Source organism: Amycolatopsis sp. NPDC005003 (assembly GCF_053600695.1).
Window position 1 is genome coordinate 70,933 of sequence record NZ_JBSGAI010000027.1, and the last position, 20,765, is coordinate 91,697.

The 20,765-nt window shown below is 72.7% G+C and carries 20 protein-coding genes; 11 read left to right on the forward strand and 9 right to left on the reverse strand.

The genetic code is table 11. The features are described 5' to 3' along the window. Window positions 1-9 precede the first annotated feature (9 nt). From ACWED2_RS28645 to ACWED2_RS28655, 3 genes are all read right to left on the reverse strand, one after another. Window positions 10-1,185: an 8-amino-7-oxononanoate synthase gene (locus ACWED2_RS28645; RefSeq protein WP_449693595.1), complete on the reverse strand. Its 1,176-nt coding sequence runs from the start codon at window positions 1,183-1,185 to the stop codon at window positions 10-12. Between the two features lie 99 nt (window positions 1,186-1,284). Next, window positions 1,285-2,868 (reverse strand): DEAD/DEAH box helicase, encoded by a 1,584-nt coding sequence (locus ACWED2_RS28650; protein WP_449693596.1) that lies wholly within the window; start codon window positions 2,866-2,868, stop codon window positions 1,285-1,287. 324 nt (window positions 2,869-3,192) lie between these two features. Further along, complete coding sequence (locus ACWED2_RS28655) at window positions 3,193-4,152, reverse strand: serine protein kinase RIO (protein WP_449693597.1); 960 nt, start codon at window positions 4,150-4,152, stop codon at window positions 3,193-3,195. Between the two features lie 275 nt (window positions 4,153-4,427). On the opposite strand from ACWED2_RS28655, the gene ACWED2_RS28660 reads away from it, so the two are divergent. After that, on the forward strand, window positions 4,428-5,960 hold the full coding sequence (locus ACWED2_RS28660; RefSeq protein ID WP_449693598.1) for a phytoene desaturase family protein: 1,533 nt from the start codon (window positions 4,428-4,430) through the stop codon (window positions 5,958-5,960). Window positions 5,961-5,966: 6 nt separating this feature from the next. Here the strand turns inward: ACWED2_RS28660 and ACWED2_RS28665 are convergent, their stop codons facing one another. Beyond that, a complete protein-coding gene (locus ACWED2_RS28665) occupies window positions 5,967-6,854 on the reverse strand; it encodes an MBL fold metallo-hydrolase (protein ID WP_449693599.1) in 888 nt (295 codons plus the stop codon). A gap of 82 nt (window positions 6,855-6,936) precedes the next feature. On the opposite strand from ACWED2_RS28665, the gene ACWED2_RS28670 reads away from it, so the two are divergent. The 3 genes from ACWED2_RS28670 to ACWED2_RS28680 all read left to right on the forward strand — a co-directional run bounded on the left by ACWED2_RS28670 (window position 6,937) and on the right by ACWED2_RS28680 (window position 9,199). Beyond that, window positions 6,937-7,782, forward strand: a complete 846-nt coding sequence (locus ACWED2_RS28670; protein ID WP_449693600.1) for a LysR family transcriptional regulator — start codon at window positions 6,937-6,939, stop codon at window positions 7,780-7,782. Window positions 7,783-7,850: 68 nt separating this feature from the next. After that, complete coding sequence (locus ACWED2_RS28675; protein ID WP_449693601.1) at window positions 7,851-8,654, forward strand: class I SAM-dependent methyltransferase; 804 nt, start codon at window positions 7,851-7,853, stop codon at window positions 8,652-8,654. Beyond that, entirely contained in the window at window positions 8,654-9,199 is a 546-nt protein-coding gene (locus ACWED2_RS28680; protein ID WP_449693602.1) for a TetR/AcrR family transcriptional regulator, read from the forward strand. The genes ACWED2_RS28675 and ACWED2_RS28680 overlap by 1 nt, the downstream gene beginning before the upstream one ends. Here ACWED2_RS28680 and ACWED2_RS28685 read toward each other — a convergent pair. Then, on the reverse strand, window positions 9,196-9,750 hold the full coding sequence (locus tag ACWED2_RS28685; RefSeq protein WP_449693603.1) for a suppressor of fused domain protein: 555 nt from the start codon (window positions 9,748-9,750) through the stop codon (window positions 9,196-9,198). The two genes, ACWED2_RS28680 and ACWED2_RS28685, sit on opposite strands and share 4 nt — an antisense overlap. An 83-nt stretch (window positions 9,751-9,833) precedes the next feature. Here ACWED2_RS28685 and ACWED2_RS28690 point away from each other — a divergent pair, with 83 nt between their 5' ends. After that, a complete protein-coding gene (locus tag ACWED2_RS28690; protein WP_449693604.1) occupies window positions 9,834-10,904 on the forward strand; it encodes an NAD(P)/FAD-dependent oxidoreductase in 1,071 nt (356 codons plus the stop codon). A 150-nt stretch (window positions 10,905-11,054) separates the two neighbouring features. Here ACWED2_RS28690 and yaaA read toward each other — a convergent pair whose 3' ends face one another. Continuing rightward, window positions 11,055-11,801 (reverse strand): peroxide stress protein YaaA, encoded by a 747-nt coding sequence (yaaA, locus tag ACWED2_RS28695; protein ID WP_449693605.1) that lies wholly within the window; start codon window positions 11,799-11,801, stop codon window positions 11,055-11,057. A gap of 156 nt (window positions 11,802-11,957) precedes the next feature. Here yaaA and ACWED2_RS28700 point away from each other — a divergent pair, with 156 nt between their 5' ends. The 3 genes from ACWED2_RS28700 (at window position 11,958) to ACWED2_RS28710 (ending at window position 13,981) form a co-directional block, all read left to right on the forward strand. After that, the gene (locus tag ACWED2_RS28700) at window positions 11,958-12,911 is read left to right on the forward strand and encodes a GNAT family N-acetyltransferase (RefSeq protein WP_449693606.1); all 954 of its coding nucleotides are present in this window, start codon (window positions 11,958-11,960) and stop codon (window positions 12,909-12,911) included. A gap of 55 nt (window positions 12,912-12,966) precedes the next feature. Then, window positions 12,967-13,800: a helix-turn-helix domain-containing protein gene (locus ACWED2_RS28705; RefSeq protein WP_449693607.1), complete on the forward strand. Its 834-nt coding sequence runs from the start codon at window positions 12,967-12,969 to the stop codon at window positions 13,798-13,800. Window positions 13,801-13,870: 70 nt separating this feature from the next. After that, window positions 13,871-13,981 (forward strand): DUF397 domain-containing protein, encoded by a 111-nt coding sequence (locus tag ACWED2_RS28710; protein WP_449693608.1) that lies wholly within the window; start codon window positions 13,871-13,873, stop codon window positions 13,979-13,981. Here ACWED2_RS28710 and ACWED2_RS28715 read toward each other — a convergent pair. Together ACWED2_RS28715 and ACWED2_RS28720 are read right to left on the reverse strand one after the other, a co-directional pair. Then, window positions 13,962-14,864 (reverse strand): 2-hydroxyacid dehydrogenase, encoded by a 903-nt coding sequence (locus tag ACWED2_RS28715; protein WP_449693609.1) that lies wholly within the window; start codon window positions 14,862-14,864, stop codon window positions 13,962-13,964. The genes ACWED2_RS28710 and ACWED2_RS28715 overlap by 20 nt on opposite strands. Window positions 14,865-14,879: 15 nt before the next feature. After that, window positions 14,880-15,233, reverse strand: coding sequence for a VOC family protein (locus tag ACWED2_RS28720; RefSeq protein ID WP_449693610.1), 354 nt, complete (start codon window positions 15,231-15,233; stop codon window positions 14,880-14,882). Window positions 15,234-15,357: 124 nt separating this feature from the next. On the opposite strand from ACWED2_RS28720, the gene ACWED2_RS28725 reads away from it, so the two are divergent. From ACWED2_RS28725 to ACWED2_RS28735, 3 genes are read left to right on the forward strand one after another with little or no spacing between them, the layout of a single operon-like run. Then, entirely contained in the window at window positions 15,358-17,106 is a 1,749-nt protein-coding gene (locus tag ACWED2_RS28725) for a proline--tRNA ligase (RefSeq protein ID WP_449693611.1), read from the forward strand. A gap of 1 nt (window position 17,107) precedes the next feature. Next, window positions 17,108-17,932: a hypothetical protein gene (locus ACWED2_RS28730; protein WP_449693612.1), complete on the forward strand. Its 825-nt coding sequence runs from the start codon at window positions 17,108-17,110 to the stop codon at window positions 17,930-17,932. Between the two features lie 28 nt (window positions 17,933-17,960). Continuing rightward, the gene (locus tag ACWED2_RS28735; protein WP_449693613.1) at window positions 17,961-18,638 is read left to right on the forward strand and encodes a hypothetical protein; all 678 of its coding nucleotides are present in this window, start codon (window positions 17,961-17,963) and stop codon (window positions 18,636-18,638) included. Here ACWED2_RS28735 and ACWED2_RS28740 read toward each other — a convergent pair. Then, window positions 18,616-20,742, reverse strand: coding sequence for a bifunctional lysylphosphatidylglycerol flippase/synthetase MprF (locus ACWED2_RS28740; protein ID WP_449693614.1), 2,127 nt, complete (start codon window positions 20,740-20,742; stop codon window positions 18,616-18,618). The genes ACWED2_RS28735 and ACWED2_RS28740 overlap by 23 nt on opposite strands. Window positions 20,743-20,765: the final 23 nt, after the last annotated feature.

Below are 20,765 nucleotides of genomic sequence, written 5' to 3' on the forward strand. Positions count from 1 at the left end.
CGGCGCAGCTCAGGTGATCGCGCCCCGCGGCGCGGTCGCGGTGATCACCTTCACCGCCCGGTCCACGTCGGCCTCTGTGAGGTCGGCCCGTGCGGTCAGCCGCAGCCGCGAGATCCCGTCCGGCACCGACGGCGGCCGGAAGCACCCCACCCGGATGCCCTGCTCCGCACAGGCCGCGGCCCACGCCACCGCCGTCTCCGCGGACGGCGCCTGCACCGAAATGACGGCGGCGTCCGGCAAACTCGCCTTCAGCCCGTTCGCCTTCAACGACATCGCCAGGTTGCCCGCGTTCTCGACCACCTTCCCCGCGAGCCCCGGCTCTTCCTTCAACGCGTGCAACGCCGCCAACGCGGCCGCCGCGCTCGCGGGCGCCAACGCGGTGTCGAAGATGAAGCTGCGTGCGGTGTCCACCAGGTGCTTGATCACGCGACGCGGCCCCACCACCGCCCCACCCTGGGCGCCGAGGGACTTCGACAGTGTCAACGTCGTGACGACGTCGGGCGCGCCGGACAGCCCGGCCGCGTGCACCGCCCCGCGGCCGCCTTCGCCCAGGACGCCGAAGCCGTGCGCGTCGTCCACCAGCAGCGCCGCGCCGTGCGAACGGCAGATCCCGGCCAGCTCCTCCAGCGGCGCGAGGTCGCCGTCGACCGAGAACACCGAGTCCGTCACCACCAGCGCCCGCGGCTTGCGGCGGGTCGCCAGCGCGTGCTTGATCGCCGACGGCGTCGAGTGCGCGACCGCGGCGACGTCGGCCCGCGACAGCCGGCAGCCTTCGATCAGCGACGCGTGGATGTACTTGTCGGTGACGATCGCGGACTCGGCCCCGGACAGTGCCGTCACCGCGCCGAGGTTCGCGGTGAACCCGGAGGAGAACACGAGCGCCGCCTGCGCGCCGCAGAACCGGGCGAGCTCCAGCTCCAGCTCGGTGTGCAGCTCGGTCGATCCGGTGACCAGCCGGGACCCGGTGGACCCGGCGCCCCAGCGCAGCGCGGCGGCCGCGGCGGCTCCGGCGACGCGCTTGTCGCGGGCCAGCCCGAGGTAGTCGTTGCCGGCCAGGTCCAGCTCGTCGGCCTGCGCGGGACGCGGCCGCAGCTGCCGCACGAGCCCCGCGTTCGCCCGCTTCTCCGCCTCGGCGTCGAGCCAGTCGAAAACCTCGTCGGGCGGGGGCGTCGGCGGCGTAGTCACGTCCCGCAGTCTCCCATCCGGCCCAGTCGCCACCGCCAAGCGGGCCCGCAAACGCCGGAAGCCCCGGACCGCGGGGTCCGGGGCTTCCGAAGGAGGAACTCAGCTGTCGTAGCCGCGACGCGGGCCACGGCTCGGGCGGCCGTAGCCACCGCCGTTGCCCGAGCGGGGCTGACGCGCGCGGCCGCCGAAGCCACCGGGACGGCCTTCGCGGTCGCCGCCGCGGTAACCACCGCGCTCGCCGCCACGCTCGCCACCGCGGTCACGGTCGCCGTAGCTGCGCTCGCCGCGGTAAGAACCGCCGCGCTCGCCGCCCCGGCCGCCACCGAAGCCACGGTCACCGCGGAAGCCACCGCCGCCACGGCGCGGGTTCTCGCGCCGCCGCTCGACGACCGGCTCGCCGCTGGGCTCCTGGGCACCGGTGATGCGGGACAGCTCGGCGTCGCCCGGGCGGACCGTGGTCGACTCCGCGCGCACGCCGGCGCGGTCGGTCAGCCGGCGGACCATCCGGCGCTGGTCGTGCGTCGCCAGCGTGACGACCACCCCGGACGCCCCGGCGCGGGCCGTGCGGCCCGCGCGGTGGAGGTAGTCCTTGTGGTCGGCCGCCGGGTCGACGTGCAGCACCAGCGAGATGTCGTCGACGTGGATGCCGCGCGCGGCGACGTCCGTGGCGACCAGCACCGGGGTGAGGCCGTCCTTGAAGTCGGCGAGGACGCGGTTGCGCTGCCCCTGGGTCTTGCCGCCGTGCAGCGCCGCCGCGTGCACACCTTGCTCGCGCAGCCGCTCGGTGAGCCGGTCGACGTGGTGCTTGGTGCGCACGAACATGATCGTGCGGCCGTCGCGGGCGCCGATCTGGGTGATGACGTCCTGCTTGTCCTGGTGCGAGACCTGGAGCACGTGGTGGTCCATGGTCGTCACGCTCGCGGTCGACGGCGCGACCGAGTGCGTCACCGGGTCGGTCAGGTACTGCTTGACCAGGCGGTTGACGTCACCGTCGAGCGTCGCCGAGAACAGCAGGCGCTGCCCGCCCGGCGGGGTGAGGTCGAGGATCTCGCGGACCTGCGGCATGAAGCCCATGTCCGCCATCTGGTCGGCCTCGTCGAGGGCGATGAAGTTGCAGTCGCCCAGGTGCGCGGTGCCCTGGCGGACGTGGTCCGAGAGCCGGCCCGGGGTGGCGATCAGCAGGTCGACGCCACGGGACAGGGCGTCCGCCTGGCGGGCGAAGGCCATGCCGCCGACGGCCGTGCGGCACCACAGGCCGAGCGACTTGGCCAGCGGGGTCAGCGAGTCGGCGACCTGCATGGCCAGCTCGCGGGTCGGGACCAGGATCAGCGCGCGGGGGCGCTTCGGGCGGGCCTTGCCGCCGTCGAGCCGGGCCAGCATGGCCAGGCCGAAGGCGAGGGTCTTGCCCGAGCCGGTCTGGGCGCGGCCCAGCACGTCGCGGCCGGCCAGCGCGTCCGGGATGGTCGCGGACTGGATCGGGAACGGCTGGTTGATGCCCGCGTCGGCGAGCGCGCGGAGCAGCGGCTCCGGCAGGCCCAGCTGGGCGAACGTCTTGGTGGCCACGGTCTCGACGGCGTCGTCGCGCAGCATGTCGCCGCCCGCAGGCCGCTGGCGCGGCTTGTGGTCGGGACGGCCCGCGCGGGCGGACGTCGAGGAGTGGCCGGAGTTGAACGTGACTGTCACAAATGCCTCTCGGACGTGGTTCGTCGCAAGGGAGGCCCGGGCTGCCCGCGCGCAGGCAGGGCAAGATGGTGTGCGATGGGCGTTCACAGGGACGGACCCGGCACACCGTGTCATCGCTTGCCGACACTGCGCGCCGCTTGGGTTACGGATCACCGCGAGCCATTCGGTTGGCTTTGGAGGCGACGGACACCAACTCATCCACGCCGCCGGTTGCGGTCTGTGTTCACTGTACCCGAGTCGGAGCTGGGACTACGCATCGAGGTCACCGGTTGTGGGCGGCGTCGCAGGCGTGGTCTGCACCACAGCCGCGACGCCGCCCCGGAATCAAGCCAAACCCGCCGCGGAAACGAGCTCGGCCAGCAGTTCTCCGGTGTTCGTGACGTGCTCGCTCAAGCCCCGGCCGTGGAACCAGCCGGCCAGGTTGCGCACGTCCCGCGCCAGGAACTCGACGCCGCCGGGGTTGGCGACGACGTCGACGACCTGGGGCAGGTCGATCACCATCAGCCTGCCCCGGTGCACCAGCAGGTTGTACGCCGAGAGGTCGCCGTGCGCGAGCCCCTCCGAGGCGAGCAGCTCGAGCGCGGCGGTGGCCTGGAACCACAGGTCCGTCAGCTCGGCGGCGTCCGGGCGGACCTGGGCCAGCCGGGGCGCGGCCGTGCCGTCGTCCTCGCCGAGGAACTCGAGCAGCAGTTCCGTCCCCTCGCGCTGCACCGGGTAGGGCACCGGCGCCCCGAGCGTCCACAGGCGACTCAGCGCGGCGAACTCCGCCACCGCCCACTGCTCGGCGATGAGGTTGCGGCCGAACGCGCTGCGCTGCGCCATCGCCCGCATCTCGCGGGACCGGCGCATCCGCCGCCCTTCGAGGTAGCCCGCGTCGCGGTGGAACAGCTTGTGTTCGTCGCTGCGGTAGCGCTTGGCCGCGAGCAGCGTGCCCGGCGTGCCGGGCAGCCCGCGCCGCAGCAGGTGGACGTCGGCCTCCTTGCCGGTCTTGAGGACGCCGAGGTCGGTGTCGACCGCGGCGAGCTCGGTGACCACCCAGTCCGGCCGCGGTGACGGGCCGTGTTCGGCGTCGTCCCAGGTGGACCAACGGTCGGCACCATCGGGTAACTGGTTTTCGGTGTAGGCGTCGTCGCGCAGCTTCGCGAGGCGGACGCGTTCGGCTTCGGTCAGCCGTCCGCTGCGGGTGGGTTCGGGTTCGTCGAACCGCCCGCGCCGCGGGCTCTTCCGGCGGCGGGTGGGCTGGTCGTCGAACAGGTCGAAGTCTTCGTAGTCGTGCTGGCGCACTGGTGGGTTTCTCCTCGATCAGGGATGCCCCACCGGGCGCGAATTCAGCCTCGGGGGGCGGGTGGGTGAGGGCGCGAAAGGGCCCGGACAGTCATCACGACAGGCACCTCCCGTTCTCACGCGCACGGCTCCCTGCCGGCTGCGCAACAGCTTGCCGGACCGGTCACTCTCCGCGCAAGCGAATAGCGCGAACGGACCGTTCGTGACGTTTCCTTGAATTCGCCCCCGCGCCACGGTCACGATGAAGGGGCAGGCCGAACCAAGGAGGGCGGCGGATGGACAGCTACGACGTGGTGATCGTCGGCGGCGGGCACAACGGCCTGGTGGCGGCCGCGTACCTGGCGCGGGCGGGCCGGTCGGTGCTCGTGCTCGAACAGCGGGAAGAGACCGGTGGCGCCGCCGTTTCGTTCCGCGCGTTCGAGGGCGTGGACGTCCGGCTTTCGCGCTACTCGTACCTGGTCAGCCTGCTGCCGAAGAAGATCGTGGCCGACCTCGGCCTCGACGTGGAGCTGCGGCGGCGCCGGATGTCGTCCTACACCCCGTCGGGCGGCACCGGTCTCCTCGTCGACAACGACGACGCCGTCCGGACGGCGTCGTCGTTCCGGGCGGTCACCGGGTCCACTTCGGACTTCTCGGCCTGGCGGCGGTTCTACGAGCTGACCGAGCGCGTCGCCGGGCGCGCGTTCGGCACCCTCACCGAGCCGCTTCTGTCCGAAGTGGACTTCCGCGCGCGCGTCGGCGACGCCGAGGCGTGGTCCTTGCTGTTCGAGCGGCCGATCGGCGAAGCGCTCAGGTCGTGGTTCGGCCACGACACGGTGCGCGGCGTGGTGCTCACCGACGCGCTGATCGGCACGTTCGCCCCGGCGGACGGCGAGGACCTGCGGCAGAACCGGTGCCTGCTCTACCACGTGATCGGCAACGGCACCGGCGACTGGGACGTCCCGGTCGGCGGCATGGGCGCGGTCACCCGTTCGCTCGCGGCGGTCGCCGCCGCGGCGGGCGCGCGCCTGACGACCGGCGCGGAAGTGCTCTCGGTCGACCCGGACGGCGAGGTGCGGTACCGGCGCGCCGACACCGAGCTCGTCGTCCGGGCCGGGCACGTCCTGGCGAACGTCGCACCGGCGACGCTCGCGCGGCTGCTGGGCGAGGAACCGGCGGACCGGCCGGAAGGCGCCCAGCTGAAGGTGAACATGGTGCTGACGCGGCTGCCGAGGCTGCGTGACCCGGACGTCGATCCGGCCGAGGCGTTCGGAGGCACCTTCCACGTCAACGAAACCTTCAGCCAGCTGGAGGCGGCGTACCGCGAGGCGGCGGCGGGCAGGATCCCCACGCTGCCGCCCTGCGAGATCTACTGCCACTCGTTGACGGACCCGTCGATCCTCGGCCCGGCCGAGCGAGCGGCCGGCACGCACACCCTCACCTTGTTCGGCCTGCACATGCCGGCCCGCCTCTTCGAGGGGCGCAACGAAGAGGCACGCGAAGCGGCGTTGCGCGCGACGCTGGCCTCGCTGAACAGCGTGCTGGCCGAGCCGATCGAGGACTGCCTGCTGACCGCGCCGGACGGCAGGCCCTGTGTGGAGGCCAAAACCCCGTTGGACCTGGAAGCCGAGCTGGGCCTCCCGGCGGGGCACATCTTCCACCGGGACCTGTCGTGGCCGTACGCGGAAGACCCGGCCCAGGCCGGTCGCTGGGGCGTCGAGACCGCCCACGAACGCATCCTGTTGTGCGGCGCGGGTGCCGTGAGAGGAGGTGGTGTCAGCGGCATCCCCGGCCACAACGCGGCGATGGCGGTCCTCGGCGCCGGGTGAACCGGGTCAGGCGTCGTGTTCGGTGCACAGACACGCGACGCCCGGCTCGATCCACTCCCGCCCGGCCCAGTCCGGGTGGCGCTCGACGAGCAGCGCGCGGACCTCGGCGGTGGTTTCGTCCACACCCATCGCCGAGTCCCGCCGGCGCCAGGTCTCGTCCCGCAGTTCCCGGAGGTAGGCACGGACGTCGGTGAGCACCGCCCCGTCACCGACCTCTCCGTGCCCCGGGACGACGACCCGGTGCCCGGCGGCGGCCAGCCGGTCCAGGACGGCCAGCCAGCCCACGCCCGAGACGTCCACGTCGTGCGGCGGGAACCACGGGAAGATCGCGAACTGCCCGGTCTCGGCCAGGTCGCCGGTGAACAGGACGCCTGCGTCCGGGACTTCGACGACCTGGTCGCCCTTGGTGTGCCCGCGTCCGGTGGGGCGCAGCCGGACGGTCCGGCCACCGAGGTCGAGGTCGTACCCGTCGTCGTAGACGAGGTCGGGTGCGGGCACGCGCACGCCGTCGAGGCGGCGGGCGATCACCTGGCCGAGGCCCCGGAACATCTCCAGGTAGCCCGGGCCCTTGGTGGTCAGGTCTTCGGCCTGGCCGCGGTTGACCAGGTACGTGGCCTCGCCGGCGAACACCTGCGCGCCGAAGGCGTGTTCGGGGTGGAAGTGTGTCGTGGTCAGGTACAGGCGGCGGCCCTTCGCCACTTCGCGCGCGAAGGCGAGCACTTGCTCCGCGTTGGCGGTGCCGATGCCGGTGTCGACGACGAGGACGGCTTCGGTCCCGGCGACCACACCGATGTTGGGCACCAGGTCGACGTGGTCGTTCGGGATCACCAGCAGGTCGGGGGCGATCTCCCGGGCGCCGGCGACGCGCACGGCGGGATCGGTCAGTTCGGTCATGCCCCGATTCCACCGCCGCCCGGGCGCGGGCGTCCAAGACCGGTTCGGTGGTGCCGATACCGGGCGCCTATCGTCGCCGGTCATGGAGCTGCGCACCCTGCGGTACTTCGTCGCGGTCGCCGAGGAACTCCACTTCGGCCGGGCCGCGGCGCGGCTGCACATGAGCCAGCCGCCGCTGAGCCGGGCGATCAAGCAGCTGGAAACCGACGTCGGCGCGGTGCTGCTGCTGCGGTCCGCCGCGGGGGTCACGCTCACCCCGGCCGGGACGGCGCTGCTGGCCGAGGCGCGGGCGTTGCTCGACCAGGCCGACCAGGCCCGCGTGCGCGTCGCCGCGGCGGCGGGCGCGGCGGCCCTCACCGTCGGCATCCTCGGCGACGGCGCCGACCCGGCCGCGACCCGGCTCGCCGACGCGTACCGGCGGCAGCACCCGGACGTCGAAGTCCGCGTCCGCGACACCGACCTCACCGACCCGACCTGCGGGCTGCGCGCCGGGCTGGTCGACGTCGCGCTGACCCGCGGGCCGTTCGACGAGACCGGCCTGACGGTGCACGAGCTGCGCGCCGACCCGGTGGGTGCGGTGCTGCGCGCCGACGACCCCCTCTCCGGCCGGGCCCGCCTCACCCTCGCCGACCTGGCCGGGCGCCGCTGGTTCCGGTTCCCCGACGGCACCGACCCGGTCTGGCAGGCGTACTGGCACGGCGGCGAACCCCGCGAGGGGCCGGTGGTGCGGGCGGTCCAGGAGTGCCTGCAGGCCGTGCTGTGGAACGGCACGATCGGCCTGATGCCGCTCGGGCACCGCCCGCCCGGTGAGCTGGCCGTGGTGCCGGTGGCCGACCTGGCGCCGAGCCCGGTGGTGGTCGCCTGGAAGGACGCCGGGCCGCTGGTGCGGTCGTTCGCGCGCCTCGCGGCGGCCGCGTACCGGGACTGAGCGGGGCCTGCCGGACCCGCTGGGGTGGCCGAGGTGAAAAACGAACGTTCATTCACTATGCTGGCCGCATGCACACCGCCAGCCGGACCGCCGAGCACGTCGCCTTCTTCCGCGCCCTCGAAACCCGGCGCCGCGACCGGCTCTTCGCCGACGACCACGCCATCCGGTTCCTGCCCGCCCGCTACCGCTGGCTCGTGCGGGCCGCCGCGATCCCGCTCGTCGGGCAGGGCCTCGCGCGGCTCATCGACCACCGCTACCCGGAGGGACCCCGCACGTCCGCCGTCGCCCGCACCCGGCTGATCGACGACCTGCTCGCCGAGGCCCGGCCGGAACAGGTGCTGCTGCTCGGCGCCGGCTACGACAGCCGGGCCCACCGGATCCCCGGGATGCCGCCCACCTACGAGGTCGACCGCCCGGCCACCCAGCAGGCCAAGCGCCGTCGCATCGCCGACCGCCCGCACGTCCGCTACGTCCCCGTCGACCTCGGCTCCGAAAGCCTTGCCGCGGCCCTCGGCGACTTCCCCGGGAAACGCACCGCGGTCATCTGGGAGGGCGTCACCAACTACCTCACCGAGCGGGCAGTCGACGCGACCTTCCGCGAGCTGGCCGGGATCGTCGCGCGCGGCAGCACGGTGATCTTCACCTACGTCGACCGCTCGGCGCTCGGCGCCGAGACCACGTGGCACCGGGAGGTCGGGAAGGTGGGCGAGCCGTGGACGTTCGGCCTCCACCCCGCCGACGTGCCCGGCTACCTGGCCGAACGGGGCCTGGGCCTGAAGGGCGACATGTCCGCGAAGGAAGCCGCCGTGCGCTACCACCGTGACGACCCCGCCGCGGGCTTCTACCGGATCGCGTGGGCGGTGGTCCGCTGATGCCCAAAGTCAGCGAGGAACACCTGACGAACCGCCGGCGGCAGATCCTCGACGCCGCGGCCGGCTGCTTCGCCCGCAACGGTTTCCACCGCACGTCGATGCAGGACATCGTCAAGGAGTCCGGCCTGTCCGCCGGGCTGATCTACCGGTACTTCACCGGCAAGGAGGACATGATCCTCGCGATCGTCGCCGAATGGCACACGGACCGCTCGGCCGGTCTCGGCGCCGCGGGCGACCCGCTCACCGCCTACCTCGGTCTCCTGCGGGCCATCGCGGATCCGGCGGCGGCGCAGCAGCGGAACCTCGGGATGCAGGCCTGGGCCGAAACCGTCCGCGAACCCCGCATCCGCGCCCTCGCCCGCCAGGGCGTGGACGACCAGCTCGAGGCGTTCGGAGCGGTCGCCCCGGAACCTTTGATCCGCGTGCTCGTCGCCGTCCACCAGGGGCTGCTGCTGCAGGCTTCCTGGGACGACAGCCTGGACGTCGAGGCGTTCGTGACGGAGGTCGGCGAGCTCGTGCGGCGCCGGGTCCGGACCACCGGCTAGACCACCGGCGCGCGGCGGACGTCGTAGAGGTCCCAGTCCAGCTGCCAGAACGCGTCGATGCCGTGCTCGCGGATGAACTTCCGTTCGGTGTCGTGCACCGGGTAGCAGCCCGCGATGCTGATCGGCGCGCCACCGATGTCGATCAGCGTGTACTGGTGCGCGTCGAGGGCCGCCGGGGCCGAAACGGCGAACGCCGTCATCGACGACTCCGGCGCGATCGGCTGGCCGAAGTCGATGGTGTCGCCGTAGACGAACGGGCACGTGCCGCGCAGCTGCTCGGCCAGGTAGCCGATGGCCAGCGCCCAGACGGGGTCGTCGGACCGGACGCTGATCCACAGCTCCGGCCGCACGCCGTGCCAGTCCGGGTGGTCGGCCAGGGAAAGCCCGTAGGTCGCGCCGGTCAGGTAGCGCGGCTCGGGCTCGTCGGCGTAGACGAACGCGATGACGTCGTCGAGCCCGGGCTGCGTCGACGGAATGGGCTGCAGCCGGGGCGCGGCGGACCCGGTCAGGGTGTCGAGATGGGCGAAATACCGCTCGGCACGGCTCGGCATGGCGCGCAGCATACGGCCGGGCGGGCGCCGGCGTGGGTTATCCCGCTGGCCCGGGCGCGGCAAGATCGGGCAGGGTGGGAAGCATGCGAGTGCTCGTGATCGGCAGCGGAATCGGCGGCGCGGCGACGGCCTGGCACCTCGCGGGCCGCGGCGCGGAAGTGATCGTGGCGGACGCGGCCCGCCCGGGGACGGCGACCGAGGCCGGCGCCGGCATCGTCAGTCCCTGGGCATCCCGCCGGGAGGACGCGGTGTACCCGCTCGCGGCGGCGGCCAGCCGGTACTACCGGGAATTCACGGCGGAACTCGAAGGATCGTCGTTCGAGGTGGTCGGCGGAATGGTGGTCTCGGCCGACGACGCGGAGCTGGCGGAAGCGCACGAGCTGCTGACGTCGCGGGCGGCGGACGCGCCCGAGATCGGCGAGGTCCGGCGCCTCGACCCGGCGCAGGCCCGCGAGCTGTTCCCGGCGCTGGCGCCCGGACTGGGCGCGGTGCACCTGGCCGGCGCCGGCCGCGTCGACGGTCACCTGCTGCGCCGCGCGTTGCTGGCGGGCGCCGAGCGCCGGGGCGCGAAGTTCGTCGAGGGCGAGCTGGCGTTCCGCGCGGACGGCACGGTGGCGAGCCCGGACGGCCCCGTGGCGGCGGACAGTGTCGTGGTGGCGGCCGGCGCGTGGAGCCGGGAACTGCTGGCCCCGCTGGGGATCGACCTGCCGGTGACGCCGCACCGCGGCCAGATCAGCCACTTCGACCTGCCGGGCACGGAAACGGCGGCCTGGCCGGTGGTCCTGCCCCGCACCAGCCACTACCTCCTGGCCTTCGGCGGCGGCCGGGTGGTGGCGGGCGCGACCCGCGAGGCGGAGTCGGGCTTCGACTACCGCGTCACGGCGGCCGGGCAGCACGAGGTGCTGGAGAACGCGCTGGCGGTGGCACCGGGGCTGGCGGACGCGACGCTGGCGGAGACCCGGGTCGGCTTCCGGCCGGGCACGCCGGACGGGCGTCCGGTGCTGGGCCTGCTCAGGCCGGGCCTGGCGGTGTCGACGGGCTTCGGCGCGGGCGGGCTGACGAACGCGCCGTTCGCGGGGAAGCTGGTGGCGGCGCTGGCGCTGGGGGAGGACCCGGGCTTCGACCTGAGCCCGTACGCGCCGGACCGGTTTTGAGGGTGCCCGGGCCCGTCGCCGGAACTCAGGAACAGCTCGAAGCCGACCAGCGGCATCAGGGCGTCGTAGTACCGCTTGGCCGCGTCGAGGTCCGGCACGTTGATCCCCAGGTGACCGAGCACACCCCGACCCTGGACCGGCGGCCGGCCGTCAGCCTTCGGTGACCAGCTCCAGTGCGTGCTCGCCGGTGCGCTCGACCACCAGGCCGGCCTTGGCGATCACCTTCACCAGCTGGTCCACAGTGGACGGCTCGGCGCGGGTGGCCGCCAGCACGTGGGCCAAGCGGCCCTTGTACGCCTTGTTGAAGTGGCTCACCGTCACGCGCTCGCCGCGGGCGTTTTCCGTCACCACGCGGACCGTCACCGCGTCCGGGCGCAGCTTCGCGAACGCCGAGTACGTGCCGGAGCGCAGGTCCACCACCAGGCCCTCGACCTGCTGCAGCACCGGCTCCAGGACCGGCTTCCACAGCCCGCGGACGGTGCCCAGCGCCGGCAGCGAATTGCCGCCCGAAAGGCGGTACGCGGGGATCGGGTCGGTGGCCGAGACCACGCCGAACAGCGACGACGTCACCGCCAGCCGCCGGTGCGCCTTCTCCAGCCCCGCCTTCGTGAAGCTCTTCACGTCCAGCGCGTCGTACAGGACGCCGGTGTAGCGGCGCAGCGCCGGCATCGTCGGGGACGTCCACAGCTCGGCGTTGCGCGCGACCTCACCCGCCTGCCGCTCGGTGAGGCCGAGGGCCGCGATGCTGGCCGGCACGTCGGTGGCCAGCTCGGCCAGCGCGTCGGCGAGCTTGGCGCGCGTCGGGTTGAGCTCGGGGAACGACAGCGCGCCCAGGTCGAGCGGGCCGCCGCGGCCGCCGTCGGCCTTGGTTTCGGAAGGGGGCAGGAGGACGAGCACACAGCGAGCCTACTGCGCCGATCATCACCGATCCGGCCGGCGGCTACGGCGGAACGGGTTCCGGTGAGGGGCCGGCGCCGGACCGTGTCCGCCTGCTTCCGGGCCGGCTCGGTAATCGGGGTGCGCGGGCGCCGCCGCCCGGCCTAGCCTGCCGGGATGGACCTGACCTGGCGCCCGTTGACCCTGGACGACGCTGCCGCCCTCGCCCGCCTGTACGCGGCGGCCGAAGAAGTCGACCGGACGGGTGAGCACTTCAGCGCGGAGGACCTCCGCGAGGAGCTGGAAGGGCCCAACGTCGACCTGGCCCGCGCCACCACCGGCGCCTGGGCGGGCGAGGAGCTCGTGGGCTACGGCCTGGTCCGCCGCCGCGACGCCGCCGACCCCGTGCACATGATCCGGCTCCAGTCGGTCGTGCACCCGGAGCACCGCGACGACGCCGTCGGCACTCACCTGGTCGAGTGGTTCGCGCGCACGAGCCGCGAGGTCCACGAGCGCACGTTCCCGGGCGCACCGCTCGAACTGCACTACGGCAGCCACCAGAACGAGCACTGGATCGCCGGCGTCCTCACCCGCGCGGGCTACACGCACGGCCGGACGATGGTCACCATGCGCGTCGGCCTCGCCGACCTGCCGGAGCAGCCCCCGCTGCCGGACGGCTTCGAGGCGGTGCCCTTCGACTTCACGCACGACCTCGCCGCGCTCGACGCCCGCAACGACACCTTCGCCGACCACTGGGGCAGCACGAGCTACGAGCCGGACGCCTGGCGCCACCTGGTCACCGGTTCGAAGGACTTCCGGCCGGAGCTGTCGTTCCTCGTCCTGGACGGCGAAAAGGTGCTGGCGTTCGTGCTCAGCCACCACTACGAGTCCGAAACCGCGGCGACGGGCATCCGCGAGCACTACGCCACCTGGGTGGGAACGAGGGCGGCGCTGCGCGGCCGCGGCGTCGCGTCCGGGTTGCTGGGACACACGCTCCTCGCGGCGAAGAACGCGGGATTCGACCGGTCCGCCCTCAACGTCGACGTCGACAACGCGCACCGCGCCCTGGGTGTTTACGAGCGGTGCGGATATCGCGTCGACGACGAATGGCACGTGTACGTGCTGTCCTGAAAATGGGACGCCCCACCGCCGATCGGGGAATGGACGGCATTCGTACCATCACGACATGAAGCCGACTTCCACCTCGCCCGGTTCGAGGGCATTGGCCGCTTCGCTGCGCGAAGTGCGGGTAGCGCGGGGAAAAGGGCTGCGCGAACTCGCCCGGATGGTCCGGATTCTGCCGCAGTTGTTGTCGGCGTGGGAAAAGGGGCAACGGGTCCCGCAGCCCGAGGACGTGGCGAGGTTGCTGGGCGCGCTGCGGGTCGACGACGTGACCTACGACCGCATGATGCGCCTGGCCAGGCACGCCCGCGACGACAACTGGCTGGATTCCAACCCGGGCGACCTTCCGCCGGTATTGAACGGAATCCTCGAATACGAGCGCACGGCCAGCCGAATTTTCAACTGGGAAGTGGCGATCGTGCCGGGATTGTTGCAGACCGCCGACTATGCCCGCGCGTTGCTGAGCAACTCGCAGATCAGCCTGGAGCAGGCCGATTACCGCCTGGTTGCGCGGATGCGCAGGCAGAACATTTTGCACGGCGCGGAGCCGGTGCGGCTGACCGCGATCCTCGACGAAGCGGTGATCCGCAGGGAGGTCGGCGGCCCGGACATCATGTCCGACCAGATCGACCAGCTGCTGGAGGTCTCGCGTCTCGGAAACGTGATATTGCGGATCATGCCGGGGAACGTGGGTTATCACCCCGGCCTGGCTGGGGCATTCCTGCACTACGAATTCGCACAGCTGCCGCCGATCGTGTACCTGGAACACCACCACGCCAGCTCGTTCCTGCACGACGAAGCAGGGGTTGGCAGATATCGCGCGCTGGCTAAGCTGATGAAGGAGAAAGCGCTCAGCGAAGACGACACCCGAGCCTTGCTGCGGGAAGTCGCGCGATAGTCCGGGAGGCCGGCAGGTGAACGGTTGGCGGAAGTCGAGTCACAGCGCGACCGAGGGCAACTGCGTTGAGGTGAAGCTTGACCGCTCGGTCGGCGTCCGGGACACGAAGGCCCGGGAGCACGGCGAGCTGACCGTCTCGCGCGCCGCGTGGGCCGCCGCCCTCACGTCTCTACGAGGTTGAGCAGCTCCTCGCCCTGCACGTACCTCCGCACCTGTTCCGCCGCGAGCTTCTTCGCGCGCGGATAGAACGACGCCGACCCGCCCGCGATGTGCGGGGTGATGACCACCCCCGGCACCGTCCACAGTGGATGATCCGCGGGCAGCGGCTCCGGGTCGACGACGTCGAGACCGGCGCGCAGGCGTCCGGTGCGGGTCTCCGCCAGGAGCGCTTCCGTGTCGATCGCCGTGCCGCGGCCGACGTTGATCACCAACGCGTCGTCGGGGAGGGCGGCCAGCTCTTCCGGGCCGATCAGGCCGCGCGTGGCGGGGGTGTCCGGCAGGATCAGCACGACGATGTCGGCCTCGGGCAGCAGCGCGGGCAGCTCGGCGACGCCGTGGATGCCCTCGGCCGGGCGCGGACGGCTCGCCACCCTCGTCACCACCGCCTCGGCGGCGACGAGCTGGCGTTCGACGGCCTGCCCGATCGAGCCGTACCCGACCAGGAGCACCCGGCTGTCGGCCAGCGACCGCGTGTGCTCGCGGATCCACTCTCCGCGCGCCTGCTGCGCGAGCCAGCGCGGCAGGTCCCGCTGCGCCGCGTGGATGAGCGCGAGGGCGTGCTCGGCGACGCTCAGGTCGTGCAGCCCGCGCCCGTTGGCCAGCAGCACGCCCTCGGGCAGCAGCGGCACGAGCGTCTCGACGCCGGCCGACAACGACTGCACGACCCGCAGCGACGGCAGCTCCCTGATCAGCTTCGGCGGCTCCGGCCCGCGGTCGTAGGGCAGCACGTAGAACTCGACGCCGCCGAGCTCGGCCGGGGGCGCGCCGACGCCGTCGTAGTAGGCGGCGCCGACCCCTTCCGGCACGTCGATGTCGGTCCACGGCAGCAGTACGCGAGCGCTCATGCCGCCTTTCTACCGCTAGTGCACCCCCGCCGACACGCAGAACTCGTTGCCCTCCGGGTCCACGAGCACCGTCCACGCCAGGCCCGGCACCTCGTGCTCCGCCACCTCCTTCGCACCCAGCCCCACCAGCCGCTTCACCTCGGCCTCGCGATCGTCACCGCCGAAGTCCACGTGCACGCGGTTCTTGCCGACCCGCGGCTCCGGCACCCGCTGCAGCCCCACTCTCAGCCCGCCACCCGGCGGCGGGGCGAGCATCACGAACTCGCCGAAGTCCTCCGCCACCGTCGTGCCCAGCGCCGCCGTCCAGAACTCCGCCAGGACCTTCGGGTCCGCGCAGTCGATCGTGATCATGCCCATGTGAATCGCCATGCCCCCGACGCTAGCGGTCACCACCGACAAAAACGGGCCGCCGAGTAACCCGTTGGAGTCATGGCCGGGGGATTGACTACCCTGAGCGGGACTTTCACACCCGCCCGGCGCAGGGAGCCCCGCAGTGATCACCAGGACTTCGTCGTTGTTCCTTCGCACGTTGCGCGAGGATCCGGCGGACGCCGAGGTACCGAGCCACCGGCTCCTGGTACGTGCCGGCTACGTCCGCCGGGTCGCCCCGGGCGGGTACTCCTGGCTGCCGCTCGGCCTGCGCGTGCTGCGCCGCATCGAGGCCGTCGTGCGCGAGGAAATGAACGCCATCGGTGCGCAGGAGATCCAGTTCCCCGCGCTGCTGCCGCGGGAGCCCTACGAGGCCACCGGCCGCTGGACCGAGTACGGCGACGGCCTCTTCCGCCTCAAGGACCGCAAGGGCGCCGACTACCTGCTCGGCCCGACGCACGAGGAGCTCTTCGCCCTCACCGTCAAGGGCGAGTACAGCTCGTACCGCGACTACCCGGTCACGCTGTACCAGATCCAGACCAAGTACCGCGACGAGGCGCGTCCCCGGGCCGGCATCCTGCGCGGCCGCGAGTTCGTCATGAAGGACTCCTACTCCTTCGACCTCGACGACGACGGCCTCGCGCGCTCCTACCAGGCCCACCGGGACGCCTACACCAAGCTGTTCGACCGGCTCGGCCTCGAGTACGTCGTCGTGAAGGCGACGTCGGGGGCCATGGGCGGCTCGGCGTCCGAGGAGTTCCTCGCGGTCGCCGAAACGGGCGAGGACACCTACGTCCGCAGCACCGAGTCCGGCTACGCCGCGAACGTCGAAGCCGTCGTCACGCCCGCGCCGGCCGCGCAGCCCGTCGAGGGCCGTCCCGAGGCGCAGGTGCACCACACGCCGAACACGCCGACCATCGAGAGCCTGGTCGACTTCCTGAACAAGGCCGGCCTCGGCCGCGCGTTCACCGCCGCGGACACGCTGAAGAACGTCATGCTCAAGACGCGGCAGCCGGGCTCGGACGAGTGGGAGCTCGTCTGCGTCGCCGTCCCGGGCGACCGCGAAGTGGACATGAAGCGCCTCGAAGCGTCGCTGGAGCCGGCCGAGGTCGCGCTGCTCGACGAGGCCGACTTCGCGAAGAACCCGTTCCTCGTCAAGGGCTACATCGGCCCGAAGGCGCTGCAGGACAACGGCGTGCGCTACCTCGCCGACCCGCGGATCGTCCCCGGCACGGCCTGGGTCACCGGGGCCGACAAGGTCGACCACCACGTCGTCGACCTCCTGGCGGGCCGCGACTTCACCCCGGACGGCACCATCGAGGCCGCCGAGGTCCGCGAGGGCGACGCGTCGCCGGACGGGCACGGCACCCTGGTCGCGGCGCGCGGCATCGAAATCGGGCACATCTTCCAGCTCGGCCGCAAGTACACCGACGCCTTCGAGGTCGACGCGCTCGGCCCCGACTCGAAGCCGATCCGGATCACCATGGGCTCCTACGGCGTCGGCGTCTCGCGGCTGGTCGGCGTGCTCGCCGAGCAGAACCACGACGACCTCGGGCTGATCTGGCCGCGCGTGGTGTCGCCGTTCGACGTGCACATCGTCATCGCGGGCAAGGACGAGACGGTCGCGGCCGGCGCCGAGAAGATCGCCGCCGACCTGGACGCGGCCGGGATCGAGGTCATCCTCGACGACCGCAAGGCGACCCCGGGCGTCAAGTTCGCCGACGCCGAGCTGGTCGGCGTGCCGACCATCCTGGTCGTCGGGCGCGGCCTGGCCAACGGCGTCGTCGAGGTCAAGGACCGGCGCTCGGGCGAGCGCGAGGAGATCGCGGTCGACGCGGTCGTCGAGCACCTGGTCAAGCTCGTCCGGGGCTGAAGTGAACCGGCGTTCCGAAGATTCGACGCCGGGTTATGAAGACAACGCGGCGCTCCGCGGGTTCGGCGGTTACGAACCCGCGGACGCGCCGCGCGCCCGGCCGAAGCGGATCCGCCCGAAACTGAAGCCGCTGAAGTGGCGGCGGGCGCCGTGGTTCGGTCTGGTGTTCATCGCCCTGGTCGCGGGCGTGCTGAACGCGCTCGGGGTCGGCAGGCAGCACCCGGCGTCGTCCTCGCCGCCGCCGTCGTCGCCGCAGGTGGTGACGCCTTCCCCGCGCGCGGCGGTGCCGGCGGTGGTCGCGGGCTGGCAGCCGGTGGCGGGCCGCGACGGCTCGTACGCCTACGACGTCCCGCCGAACTGGGAGCCGTCGCCCGGCACCCAGCACGGCTGGGCCGGGATCCGGCTCATCACGAGCGCGTTCCTGGGCAAGTGCGGCGGCGCGGGCGTGACGACCGAGCCGCTGACGGACCTCGACGCGGCGGCCCACAAGGCGGCGACGGACCTGGCGACGGCCGCATACGGCGGAGCACCCCAGGTCTCCCCGGGTGCGGACGCGCAGGTCACGAAGGCCGACGGCACGGCGGTTCCCGCCCGGATCGTGGTCGCCGAGGTGACGCCGACGGCGCCCGGGGAGTGCCCGACCCGGCACGCGGTGGTGGCGACGCTGGCTTTCGGCGGGAATTCAGGGACGTCCGGCGTGGTGGTGGCCTACGCGGACAGCGACCGCTCGGCGCGGGAGGAACTGGAGCGGATCGTGCGCAGCTACCGGTTCGTCCCGGCGAAGGACCGCGGCACGACCACTCCGCCTCCCACCACCTACCGCTGATCGCCGGAATTCGGCAGGCTGTGTCCCCATGACGGGTGGGGATGCGGAGAGACGGCTCCGGCGGATCAGAGGCGTCGCGTTCGGGGTGCTGGCGGTTTCCGGTGTGCTCCTCCTCTTCGGGCCGCTGCTGGCCAAGGCCTGGATCTGGCTGGTCGAGCCGCGGGATCCGGACTGGTGGGGCGCCTCCGGCCAGTGGGTCGGCGGCATCGGCACGATCGGCGCCGTGGTGGTGGCGTTGTGGATCGCCATCCGGGACGGGCGGATCGCGCAGGCGGACCGGCGGGAACGGGACCTGCGCGAACGGCAGGAGCAGGCCGCGAAGGTCACCGCCTGGATCGAGTACGCCGGTGACCGCGGCTACATGGTCGTCTCCAACGCGAACGCCGAAGCGGTCAACCACGTCGTCGTTTCGTTCGACCTCGTGCACAACCTGCCGATGACCGGATCGACGCTGCACCGCGGGCCGAACATCGAGGACGACGAATACCTCTACGCCATCCTGCCGCCCGGGAAGTGGCGGATGCCGATCCGCGAGGAGTGGCGGCGGCCGGGCATGACACCCGGCGTGATGCTCGCCTTCACCGACTCGCGGAACGGCCACTGGCTCCGGCTGACCGACGGGCGGTTGATCCCGAAGGAGCAGAACGTGGTCACCAGGCGGAAGATCCGCTTCCCGCAGCGGATCAGCGTGCCCGAGAGCTACTGACCAGCTTCGCCAGCTGCCGCAGCCGGACGTCCGGCAGGTAGGCGCGGCCGAGCGCCAGGCCGATGCGGGGAAGGTCGGCTTCGTCGCGGAACGCCAGGTACAGCGGGACGTGCCGCGGCTGGAACTTGGCCTTGAACGCGTGCAGGGAACGGAATCCGTAGTACGGCTCCATCACGCGGCCCAGCGACTCCAGCGCCCGGTCCACCGGGCGCGCCTGGGATCCGTCGCCGCTACGGGCCAGGGGAGCGCCCGACAGCGAGACGAACCGGGCGCCTTCGTCGCGGAACGCCATGCAGGCCGAGGCGATGAGGAACTCCATCACCGGGCGGAAGCCGTGGGCGCTGCGGCGCATGATGTCCAGCGTCCAGCCGCCGATCTTGCCCGCGCCCGTGTGGACCGGCAGCCACGACGTCACGCCGTGGACCGTGCCCTCCGCGTCGACCGCCAGGCCGACCCGGGTCGCCGGGTCCATCGCCTCGTCGAGGCCGCCGAGGGTGAAGCCCATCTCCGGCATGGCCTTGCCCGACATCCACTCCTCCGAGAGCGCCCGGACCTGGGCCAGGATCGGCTCGGGCTGGTCGGCCAGGCGGACCAGCCGGAACTCGATGTCCTGCTTGGCCGCCTTGTTCAGCGCCGAGCGGACGTCCTGCCACGCCTTGCCGCGGAACTCGAGGCCGTCGAGGTCGAGCACGTTGTCCTCGGCCACCTGGACGCTCTGCCAGCCCAGCTCGCGCGTCGCCGCGACGGTGGCTTCGGTCGCCGAGAACACGCACGGCACCAGGCCGGAGTTCTCGCACATCGCGGCGAATTCGGTGACCGTGGCCGCCGCGGTGCCGTCCGGGGCGATCGGGTCGCCGAGCGCCACCGCGACACCCGCGTGGCGGCGGTAGGCGAGGTACGACCGGCCGTCCTCGCGGACGAAGTAGGTGTTGCGGGGCCAAGTCGTCATCCAGGACAGCGTGCTGCCGCCGTGGCGCCCCAGCAGGTTGCGGGCCAGCGCCGGCCCCGGGCCCTGCGCGTGGCGCCGCAGCCGGCGCCGCGAAGGGACGCGGAAGGCGTGCCGCGCGGCGATCAGGACACCCAGCTCGACCGTCCACAGGAGATTGTCCACGAAGAACAGCGGCAGCCCGGCGGTGTCGAAGTCGCCGCCGAAGATGTCGGCCACCCCGAGGAGCGTCGCCACGGCCAGCCCCTGCAGCGTCACGAACGCCGACAACCCGACCGCCCAGCGCCACGCGACGCGGCTGCCCTTGCGCAGCCCGTTGAGCATCGGCACCACCATCAGGACCAGGACGCCGAGCTCCGGTGCCGACAGCGAAACGCCGTCGTCGGAACCGAACGGGCCGTCGCCGGGCACCAGGAACATGACGATCTCGGCGATGGTGAGCAGCAGCAGCCCGGCCACGGCCAGCACGCGCCACTCCCGCAGGTTCGGGGCCGCCTGCGCGCCGACCCGCCGGGAGCCGACCAGGCGCTTGCCGAGCGGAAGGGCCAGCAGCAGCGCGAAGAAGTGCACGAGGTCGGCCAGTGTGCCGACGTAGACGATCGCGACCCCGGCGTACACGCACAACCCGGCCCGCAGCCGCAGCGCCCACGGCGGCCGCAGCGTGGCGCTGGCGATCGCCACCGCGGCGAGCGCGCCGCCGGAGAACCCGACGTCGAGGCTGCCCGCGACCCGCTCGGCCCACAGCCAGCCGGAGTTGCGGGACAGCGCGAGGAACTGGGTCGCGACGAGCACCGCGACCAGCTGGCCGCCGATCGTCACGGCCATCGCGCGCCGCGTGCCGAGCTTCCACTCGGCGAAGCCGGCGAACAGCGCGAAGCTGCCGACCATCGGCAGGTAGTACCACGGGATGACGGCGAAGAACGGCCCGGTGAGCATGGTCCACCACCGGCCCGCCTCCAGCGACGGCAGCCCGTAGGCGACGAACGGGTAGCCGGCGCGGTCTTCGGCGGCGTTCCACAACGCCCCGGTCGCGACGGCCAGCACCAGCATCGCGAGCGTGACGCCGCTGGTGAACGGCAACCGCTGTCCGAGGATCGCCACCGTGCCCCGGATGCGTCCCCCTCCGGCGGGCTTCGCCGCCGCCACTGCGTGAGTCATGGGGAAGAGTCTGTCGAGTTCCC